Here is a 9,814-nt window from a genome sequence, read left to right as displayed (position 1 = left end):
GAATATGTAGCAGAAGGACTTACTCTCGACAGCGTTGAAGCGGGCGGGCCCCCGGCTGTGCCAATATGGTTAGATAAGAAGGTAAAAAATGTCGCCAGGGACTCGGCTCGACGCGGGGGGACATAGCGAATGGGAGAGCCGGGTGATCGGTGCCTACCGGGCCAGGACTGCGTGGTCGAGGCCCTCTATCATCGCCTCTTCGAGGCCTCGGCGGATGCTCAGTTCGTGGTGGCGGTGGAGGCGGGGGGCGAGCGCTTTCGCTACCTCCGGGTCAATGATGCCCTGGTCAAGGGCACCGGCATCCCGCGCTCGGTGATGGAAGGGCATACCCCCGCCGAGGCGCTGCCGACGGCGCTGGCGCCGCTGATCGAGGATCAGTACCGACTCTGCCTGCGGGCCCGCCAGACGCGCCTCTATGAACAGCACTTCCCACTCCCCGCCGGCCAGCGCTGCTGGCAGACCCGTTTGACCCCCCTGTTTGACGAGTCCGGCGAGGTGTCGCTGATCCTGGGTACCGCCCGGGATATCACCGAGCTGCGCGACTTTACCCAGACCCTGGTATCGGTGGCCGATGCCCTGCCGGGCTTTATCTATCAGTTGCGTCGCGACGCCGACGGCCATTGGTCCTATTCCTATGTGGGTAAACGGGTCGAGGAGATGTTCGGGGTCAGCGTCGCCGAGGCGGAGGCCGACGCCGAGGCGCTGATCGGCTTGATCCACCCGGACGACCGCGAGCGGGTCATCGGCGAGAGCCTGGAGTGCGCCGAGCGCCTGGCGCCCTGGCATAGCGAGTTTCGCATGTATCACCGGGATGGCCGGCTGCTGTGGCTGGAGGCCAACGATATCGCCCAGCGGCTCGAGAATGGCAGCCTGGTTTGGACCGGCTATGTCAATGACATCACCGCTCAGAAGCGGCTCGAAGAGCGCAATGCGGTCAATGACCGACGCTTCCAGCTGCTGGTGGAGAACGCCAACGACATCATCTATTCCCTGACCCGGGAGGGACGCCTGGAGTATGTCTCCCCCAACTGGTCGGAGATGCTGGGCCTGGACGCCGAGGCGGCCCTGGGGCAACCCTTGATCGATTTCGTGCATCCCGAGGATCGTCCCGCGGTGGCGGCCTTCCTGGGGGCGCTGTTCGATTCCGGCACCAAACAGCAGGGGGTGGAGTACCGGATGCGCCATGGTGATGGCGACTGGCGCTGGCACACCTCCAATGCCTCGCCGATGTTCGACGAGGGCGGTAGCCTGACCACCTGCATGGGCATTGCCCGGGACATCACCGAACGCAAGGCCATGGAGGAGAAGATCCGCCATATGGCCCAGCACGATCCGTTGACCGAACTGCCCAACCGGGCGCTGTTCTTCTCCCACCTGGACAAGGCTATCCAACTGGCCCTGCGTCAGCGTCAACCGCTGGCGCTGATGTTTATCGACCTGGACAAGTTCAAGCCGGTCAACGACACCCATGGCCATGGGGTCGGCGACCGCCTGTTGATCGCCGTGGCGAGACGCATGGAGGCGCGGCTGCGCGCCTCGGATATCATCGGCCGCATCGGCGGCGACGAGTTCGTGGTGCTGCTGCCTTTGATCAGTGGTCGCGACGATGCCCATGGCGTGGCCGTGACCCTGTGCGAGGCCCTGCGCGAGCCCTTCGCGGTGGATCACCTGACCCTCGGCGTTTCCGCGAGCATCGGCCTGGCGCTATGCCCCGAACATGCCGAGGAGAGCCAGGCCCTGGCCCACTATGCCGACCAGGCCATGTACCTGGCCAAGGAGCGGGGCCGTGACCGGGTGGTGGTCTACGGCGAGGGTCGTCGGCGACGCTGAGTTCGCTCGGGCGTCAGCCTGGGCGTGGCGCTGCGCCGGGGCGGGCGACGGCGCCACAGCCACTTCTCAAGTTCCACCACCAGGAAGAGCCCCAGGCTGGCGGCGAGGATCACCGCCCAGTGGCCGAGGCCCAGGGCGTCACTGCCGAACACCAGCTGCAGCGGCGGCAGGTAGGTCCAGGCCAGTTGCAGGGCCGTGACCAGGCCAATGGCCAACCAGACCGGACGGCTACCAAAGATGCCCCGCCAGGAGAGGGCGCTGGCGGTGAGGAAGCGGCTATTGATCAGGTAGGCGGCGCTGCCCATCACCAGCATATTGACCGCCCCGGCCCGGGCCAGCGCCTCGCTGCCATCCTGACCATTGAGGATCCAGGCGAAGACGCCGAAGACTCCCGCCAGCAGCAGCAGCGACACGAATACCACCCGCCATAGCAGGAAGAGATCCAGCAGCGGTGCCTGTGGATCCCGGGGCGGGCGCGCCATGATCCCCGGCTCCGCCGCTTCGAAGGCCAGCGCCAGGCCCAGGGTCACCGCTACCACCATGTTTACCCACAGCGCTTGGAGCGGGGTTACCGGCAGCAGGCTGCCGGCCAGTACCGCCAGCAGGATGGCCAGCCCCTGGCCGCCATTGGTGGGCAGCAGGAAGGTGATGGTCTTGCGGATATTGTCATAGACCCTGCGACCCTCCTCGATGGCGGCGGCGATGGTGGCGAAGTTGTCGTCCGCCAGCACCATCTCGGCGGCCTCCTTGGCCGCCTCGGTGCCCTGGATGCCCATGGCCACGCCGACGTCGGCGCGCTTCAGCGCCGGGCCATCGTTGACACCGTCGCCGGTCATGGCGCAGATACCGCCCCGGGCCTGCATCGCCTGGACCAGGCGCAGCTTGTGCTCCGGGGCGGCCCGGGCGTAGACGTCGACCTCGAGGATCACCCGCGCCAGCTCGGCGTCCGACATCGCCTCCACCTCGCGGCCGGTGAGGGCGCGCTCGGTATGCGCGAAGCCCAGCTCCCGGGCGATGGCCAGGGCGGTGACGGCGTGATCGCCGGTGACCATCACCGGACGAATGCCGGCATCCAGGCACTGGGCCACCGCGGCGATGGCCTCCTCCCGGGGCGGGTCGAGCAGACCCACCAGCCCCAGCAGCACCAGGCCCTCCTCGGCGTGCTCGTCGCGGAGTTCCTCGATGCCATGCACGGGCTTCTCGGCCAGGGCCAGCACCCGCAGGCCTCGAGAGGAGAGGGCATGGATGCGCTCTTCCCAGGCCTCGGCGTCGAGTGGCGCCTCGCCGCCGTCCGCGGTGCGCTCGAGGTGACACATCTCCAGCAGACGGTCCGGGGCACCCTTGACCAGCAGGCGTGGCAGGCCCTCCAGTTCATGCAGGGTGGCCATGTACTTGCGTTCGGACTCGAAGGGGATGGCATCCCGCCGATCGTGGTCGTCGCGCAGCTCGCCGGCGGCGAGTCCCGCCTTGGCGGCGGCCACCACCAGGGCTCCCTCGGTGGGGTCGCCATGGATCTGCCACTGGCCCTCGACCTCGGCCAGTTCGGCGTCGTTGCACAACACCCCCACCTTGAGGAAGTGGAGCAGGGCAGGGTGGTCGGCGAGATGCGCCACTCGGGCCTGGCCCTCGGCGTCGACGGCGTGGAAGTCGCCCCGGGGGGCAAAGCCGATGCCCTCGATGCGGTACTCCCCCTCGGGAAGCCAGAGCGCCTGGGCGGTCATCTCGTTGCGGGTCAGGGTGCCGGTCTTGTCGGAGAAGATGGTGGAGATCGCGCCCAGGGTTTCCACCGCCGGCAGGCGGCGGATAATGGCGCGGCGATGGGCCATGCCCTGCACCCCCAGCGCCAGGGCGATGGTGACCACCGCGGGCAGGCCCTCGGGAATCGCCGCCACCGCCAGGCCCACCGCGGCCATGAACATCTCGCCCAGGGGCTGGTCATGGACGAGGACGCCGAAAGCGGCGGTGAGGGCGGCGGCCATCAGGATCACCAGCGCCAGGACCCGGCCGGCCCGGTCGAGCTGTTGCAGCAGTGGTGTCTTGAGCTTGTCCACTTCCCGCAGCAGTTCGGAGATACGCCCCAGCTCGGTCTGGGCCGCGGTGGCCACTACCACCCCCAGGCCGGTGCCCTGGACCACCAGGGTGCCGGCGAAGGCCATGTCGCTGCGATCGCCCAGCTCCGCCTCCTCGGCCACCGGCGAGGTCGCCTTGTCCACCGCCGTGGACTCGCCGGTCAGGGCGGCCTCCTGGGTGCGCAGGCGCTTGGTCTCCAGCAGGCGCAGGTCGGCGGGGACCCGGTCGCCGCTCTCCACCCACACTAGATCGCCGGGCACCAGCGTGCCGGCGTCCAGGGTCTGGCGGCGGCCGTCCCGGATCGCCCGGGCCTGGGGCGAGAGCATCTGGCGAATGCTCTCCAGGGCCTGCTCGGCCTTACCCTCCTGGATAAAGCCGATCAGTGCGATGATCACGACCACGCCGAGGATCGCCGCCGCATCCAGCCGATGGCCCAGCATCAGGCTGGCCAGGGCCGCCACTACCAGGATGCCCATCAGCAGGTTATTGAACTGGGCCAGCAGGCGTTGCCAGGCGGGGCGCGGCTTGGCCCGACGCAGGTGATTGGGGCCATGCTCGGCAAGGCGCCGTGCGGCTTGCGCCTCGCTGAGCCCGTCCCGCGGCGTGTCGAGTCGTGCCAGGACCTCCGTGGTCTCCAGGGCGTGCCATGCCTTGTCGGGATCGTGCATAGCGGGTCGCTCCTCGCCGGTGGGCCAGCCTACAGCTGTAGCATAGCCTTTGCTGCAGTGCAGTGATCCCGGTCAAGGTCGCGGACAGCCGGCGAGGGTCGTGGCACACTGGCGCGCCGATCACGAGGAGCAAAGCGATGAACCAGCGAGCCTGTCCCTGCGGCAGCGGGGCCGCCTACGCCGACTGCTGTGGCCCCTATCACCAGGGGGCGCCGGCGCCTAGCCCGGAGGCGCTGATGCGCTCCCGCTACAGCGCCTTCGCCCTGAATCGGACCGACTATTTGCTGGCCAGCTGGCATGCCGCGACTCGCCCCGCCAGCCTGGCGGCGGACGACAACACACACTGGGTGCGCCTGGAGATACTGGAGAGCCAGGCGGCGGGCGACCAGGGGCGGGTCCACTTTCGCGCCACCTTCCGGGAGGGGCGGCGCTGGGCGGTATTGGAAGAGGATTCCCGCTTCCTGCGCGAGGCGGGACATTGGTACTACCGGGATGGCGAGGCGTCCTGGCAGCGCCTCAAACCGGGACGCAACGACCCCTGCCCGTGCGGGAGCGGGCGCAAGTTCAAGGCCTGTTGCGGGGTGGCCTGAGAGGCGGGCGCTGGCCGTTAACGCTTCTCCGCCAGGCGCCCCAGGGTCTCCTTGAGCTCGCCGAGCAGGCCGCGGGTCAGCTCGACCCCGTCGCGCACCCCGCCCGCGGCGCCGGAGGAGCGCTCGGCGAGATGGCGCACCTCCTGGGCCACCACGGCGAAGCCACGCCCGGCGTCTCCGGCCCGGGCGGCCTCGATGGCGGCATTCAGTGACAGCAGGTTGGTCTGGCTGGCGATGCCGTCGATCGACTCCACCAGGGCGCTGATCTGCTGGCTCGCCTCCTCCACCTTGGTCATCTTCTCGTCCATCTCGCGGCGCAGCGTCACATCGCCGGTCACATCGCGGAAGAAGGCGGTGTAGTGCGTCTCGTCGCCCAGCTCGACCTTGGAGAGGGTGACGCTGCCCCAGCGAGTCTCGCCATCCTTGCGCGGCACCGGGACTTCCCGGGTAAAGCCGACGATCTTGTTTTCTCCCCCCTGGCGATTGGCATCGACATAGCCGTCGTGGTGGTCCTGGATCGCCGCCGGCACCAGCATCTTGACGTTCTGCCCCAGTACCTCCTCGCGGGCATAGCCCCAGAGCTTCTCCGCCGCCGCATTGAAGAAGGTGACCCGGTTGTGGTGATCGATGGTGACCACCGCGTCCAGGGCCTGCTCCAGGGTTTGATTGAGCCGCTCCTGAAGCTGACGCTGGGCGCTGATGTCCTTGGCGAAGGCGGTGTAGCAGGTCTCGCCGTCGACCTCGACCCGGGAGAGCGAGAGGTTGACCCAGAGCGTCTCGCCGTTGCGGCGCTGCATCTGCACGTCGCGGCTGCTGCCGACGATACGATTCTGTCCGCTGCGGCGATGACGCTGGATAAACCCATCATGCTGGTGGCGATAGGTCTCCGGCACCAGCAGCTTGACGTTCTGGTCCAGCACCTCCTCGCGACGATAGCCCCACAGGCGCTCGGCGGCGGCATTGAAGAAGGTGATGCGATTCTCGGTGTCGATGGTGACCACCGCGTCCAGGGCCTGTTCCAGGGCCTGGTCGGCATGATTCGTCGCCGGCGCCGCGACGGGACGCACGCTGACCACCCGCGCCTCGCCGTGCCGCCCCAGGGTCACGTCGGCGAGGAAGGGGGCGCCGCTTCCATCCCGCCCCTCGAGGCGCCGTTCCTGGTCCGGGGAGGACGGGCTCAGGCTGGGCAAGAGCGTGCGACAGTGCGCCCCTCGCAGGGCGTCGCTGCCCCAGAGGCGGCGTGCGGCCGCATTGCTCTCGATGATCTCACCGCGCCGATCCAGCAGCAGGGCCGCGATCGGCAGTGCCTCGAAGGCGTCTCGAAAAGGGGCGCCGTGCGCGGAGTCCGCTGCCCGGGAGGAGGCGGGAGAGAGAGAAACAGTGAGTCGCTGAAGCAGGGATAGCATCGCCGGTCTCGCACCAGTGGGTTCGACGAGAGCATATCGATACAGAAGTTATACATCAAATATAATTTGAATAAGTTTGTCGTGGTGTCGGTATCGCCGCTCGGGCCGGGGGAGGCCGACAACGAAAAACGGGCCGGGAAACATTCCCGGCCCGTTGGCGGTAGGCAATGGCTGGTAAAGGCCTCAGAGGATCATGGCGGCGATCCAGCCGAAGGCGATCAGCGGGATATTGTAGTGCAGGAAGGTCGGCACCACGCTGTCCCAGATATGGTCATGCTGGCCGTCGGCATTGAGGCCGGCGGTGGGCCCCAGCGTCGAGTCGGAGGCCGGCGAGCCGGCGTCGCCCAGGGCCGCGGCGGTGCCGACCAGGGCCACGGTGGCCATCGGCGAGAAGCCGAAGCTCAGCGCCAGGGGCACGTAGAGGGAGGCGATGATGGGGATGGTCGAAAAGGAAGAGCCGATGCCCATGGTGATAAACAGGCCCACCAGCAGCATGATCAGTGCCGCCAGCCCCTTGTTGTCGCCGATCAGCTCGGCGGAGCCCTCGACCAGGCCCTGCACCTCGCCGCTGGCCTGCATCACGCCGGCGAAGCCCGCCGCCGAGATCATGATAAAGCCCACCAGGGCCATCATGCGCATGCCCTCGGTGAAGATGCCGTCCTGCTCGTGCCAGTGGAAGACGCCGCTCAGCGACAGCAGGGCGAAGCCGAAGATCCCCCCCAGCACCATGGAACCGGTGGTGAGCTGCACCACCACGGTGCCCACCAGGGCGATGCCCAGCACCGCCTTCTGCCAGCCGGCCAGGTGGCGCGCCGCCTGGGCCGGGGTCTCGTCGCCATGGGCCAGGTCGCGGTCCTCGTAGTCGCGTCCCTTGCGGTAGCTGAACAGCGCCGCCACCGCCAGCCCCAGCGCCATGCCGCCGATGGGGATGACCATGGCCAGGGGCACCATCTGGCGGGTGACTTCCAGCCCCAGTTCGGCACCGCTCTCGTTGAGGTTGGTGAGCAGGATGTCGTTGAGGAAGATGGCGCCGAAGCCCACCGGTAGCAGCATATAGGGCGCGGTGATGCCGAAGGTGATCACGCAGGCTACCAGGCGCCGGTCGAGGCGCAGGTGGTTCATCAGCTTGAGCAGCGGCGGCACCAGCACCGGAATAAAGGCGATATGCACCGGAATCAGGTTCTGCGAACTCACCGCCGCCGCCAGCAGGGCCGCCAGCAGGGTATAGGTGACCAGGCGATGGTTGTCGCTCGGGGTGTCCAGGTCGAGCCCGGCGATGGCGCGGTTGGCCAGCAGCTCGGTGATCCCCGAGCGCGACAGGGCCACCGCGAAGGCCCCCAGCACCGCATAGGAGAGGGCGATGGTGGCGCCGTTGCCGAGGCCGTCGTTGAAGGCGTCGAGGATCTCCCCGATGGGCATGCCCGCATAGAGGCCCCCCACCAGGGTGGCGACGATCAGGGCGAAGACCACGGAGACCCGAGCCAGGCTCAGGCCGACCATCACCAGGATGGCAAGAACGATAGCATTCATGATGGGCTCTTATCGTTGGGAACGAATGCACTGATATCCCCACGGCAGGCGCCGTGGGAACACGGGAAACGCCGGGCGGCTCAGTGGCAGCTGGGCAGCATACCGGCGGGTACCAGGGGGCTCAAGGCGCGGCTGGCCAGCAGCGCGGTGGCGGCCTCGATATCCGGGGCGAAGAAGCGGTCCTTATCGTAGTAGCCGACCCGCTCACGCAGGGTATGACGGGCCTGCTCCAGGGCCGCGGTGGTGACCAGCGGCCGGTCTTGATCGTCCCGGCGGAAGTCCAGGCCCTGGCAGGCGGCCAGCCACTCGATGGCCAGGATGCCACGCACGTTGGCGGCCATCTCCCAGAGGCGCTTGCCGGCGGCCGGGGCCATGGAGACATGGTCTTCCTGGTTGGCGGAGGTGGGCAGGCTGTCGACGCTATGCGGGTGGGCCAGGGCCTTGTTCTCGCTGGCCAGGGCGGCCGCCGTGACCTGGGCGATCATGAACCCGGAATTGACCCCGCCGTTCTCGACCAGGAAGGGCGGCAGCCCGGACATGTGCTTGTCCATCATCAGCGAGATACGCCGCTCGGTGAGCGAGCCGATCTCGGCGATGGCCAGCGCCAGGTTGTCCGCGGCCATGGCCACCGGCTCGGCGTGGAAGTTGCCGCCGGAGATGATATCGCCCTCCGCGGCGAACACCAGGGGGTTGTCGGAGACCGCGTTGAGCTCGACGGCCAGCACCTCGGCGGCCTGGCGCAGCTGGGTCAGGGCGGCGCCCATGACCTGGGGCTGGCAGCGCAGGGAGTAGGGGTCCTGCACCTTGTCGCAGTGCGCATGGGTGTCGCTGATGGCGCTGCGGCTGCCCAGCAGGTGGCGGTAGGCGGCGGCGGCGTCGATCTGGCCCTGCTGGCCACGCACCTCATGAATCCGCGGATCGAAGGGCGAACGCGAGCTCAGGGTCGCCTCCACGGTGAGCGAACCGCAGACGGTGGCGGCGGCGTAGAGGTCTTCCGCCTCGAAGAGGCCGCGCAGGGCGTAGGCGGTGGAGACCTGGGTGCCGTTAAGCAGCGCCAGGCCCTCCTTGGGGGCCAGGCTCAGCGGCTCGAGGCCGGCCACCTTGAGGGCCTCGGTGGCCGGCAGCCATTCGCCCCGGTGGCGGGCCTGGCCCTCGCCGAGCAGTACCACGCTCATATGCGCCAGCGGCGCCAGGTCGCCGGAGGCGCCCACCGAGCCCTTGAGGGGGATATGCGGGTAGACCTCGGCGTTGATCAGCGCCACCAGGGCGTCGAGCACCTCGCGGCGAATACCGGAGAAGCCCCGGGCCAGGCTGTTGACCTTGAGCACCATGATCAGGCGCACCAGGGCGTCCTCCATGGGCTCGCCGACGCCGGTGGCATGCGAGAGCACCAGGGAGCGCTGCAGGGCCTCCAGGTTGTGCTTCTCGATGCGGGTCTGGGCCAGCAGCCCGAAGCCGGTGTTGATGCCGTAGACGGTGCGATCCTCGGCGACGACGCGATTGACGCAGTCGACGCCCTGCTGGATGGCCGCATCGGCGCTGGCCGGCAGGCCGACCGACAGCGGCGCCTCATAGACCTGGCGCGCCTGGGCCAGGGTCATCTTGCCGGGATGGATCTCGAGATGGGTCATAACATGGCTCTCCTAGGAGAATGCGGCGAGGGCGATGAGCGCCGAGGCTTGACCCCGGATCGGCTCATCGCCGAATTCGAGTCGAGGAC

6 protein-coding genes are annotated in these 9,814 nt (G+C 68.3%); 2 read left to right on the top strand and 4 right to left on the bottom strand.

What is annotated here, in order from left to right; genetic code table 11:
• Positions 1-129 precede the first annotated feature (129 nt).
• Positions 130-1,830: a diguanylate cyclase domain-containing protein gene (locus tag HPA02_RS17345; RefSeq protein WP_146804461.1), complete on the top strand. Its 1,701-nt coding sequence runs from the start codon at positions 130-132 to the stop codon at positions 1,828-1,830.
• Here HPA02_RS17345 and HPA02_RS17340 read toward each other — a convergent pair.
• On the bottom strand, positions 1,803-4,568 hold the full coding sequence (locus HPA02_RS17340; protein WP_146804460.1) for a cation-translocating P-type ATPase: 2,766 nt from the start codon (positions 4,566-4,568) through the stop codon (positions 1,803-1,805). The genes HPA02_RS17345 and HPA02_RS17340 overlap by 28 nt on opposite strands.
• 137 nt (positions 4,569-4,705) lie before the next feature.
• Between HPA02_RS17340 and HPA02_RS17335 the strand changes: the two genes are divergently transcribed.
• The gene (locus HPA02_RS17335) at positions 4,706-5,158 is read left to right on the top strand and encodes a YchJ family protein (RefSeq protein WP_146804459.1); all 453 of its coding nucleotides are present in this window, start codon (positions 4,706-4,708) and stop codon (positions 5,156-5,158) included.
• Positions 5,159-5,175: 17 nt separating this feature from the next.
• Here HPA02_RS17335 and HPA02_RS17330 read toward each other — a convergent pair whose 3' ends face one another.
• The 3 genes from HPA02_RS17330 to hutH all read right to left on the bottom strand — a co-directional run bounded on the left by HPA02_RS17330 (position 5,176) and on the right by hutH (position 9,725).
• Entirely contained in the window at positions 5,176-6,564 is a 1,389-nt protein-coding gene (locus HPA02_RS17330) for a PAS domain S-box protein (protein WP_146804458.1), read from the bottom strand.
• Positions 6,565-6,747: 183 nt separating this feature from the next.
• Positions 6,748-8,094, bottom strand: coding sequence for a Na+/H+ antiporter family protein (locus tag HPA02_RS17325; RefSeq protein WP_146804457.1), 1,347 nt, complete (start codon positions 8,092-8,094; stop codon positions 6,748-6,750).
• Between the two features lie 80 nt (positions 8,095-8,174).
• Entirely contained in the window at positions 8,175-9,725 is a 1,551-nt protein-coding gene (hutH, locus tag HPA02_RS17320) for a histidine ammonia-lyase (RefSeq protein WP_146804456.1), read from the bottom strand.
• Between the last annotated feature and the right edge of the window lie 89 nt (positions 9,726-9,814).

The organism is Bisbaumannia pacifica (genome assembly GCF_007989625.1).
Classification (GTDB): Bacteria; Pseudomonadota; Gammaproteobacteria; order Pseudomonadales; family Halomonadaceae; genus Bisbaumannia; species Bisbaumannia pacifica.
This window is presented reverse-complemented; position numbering and strand designations above follow the sequence as displayed.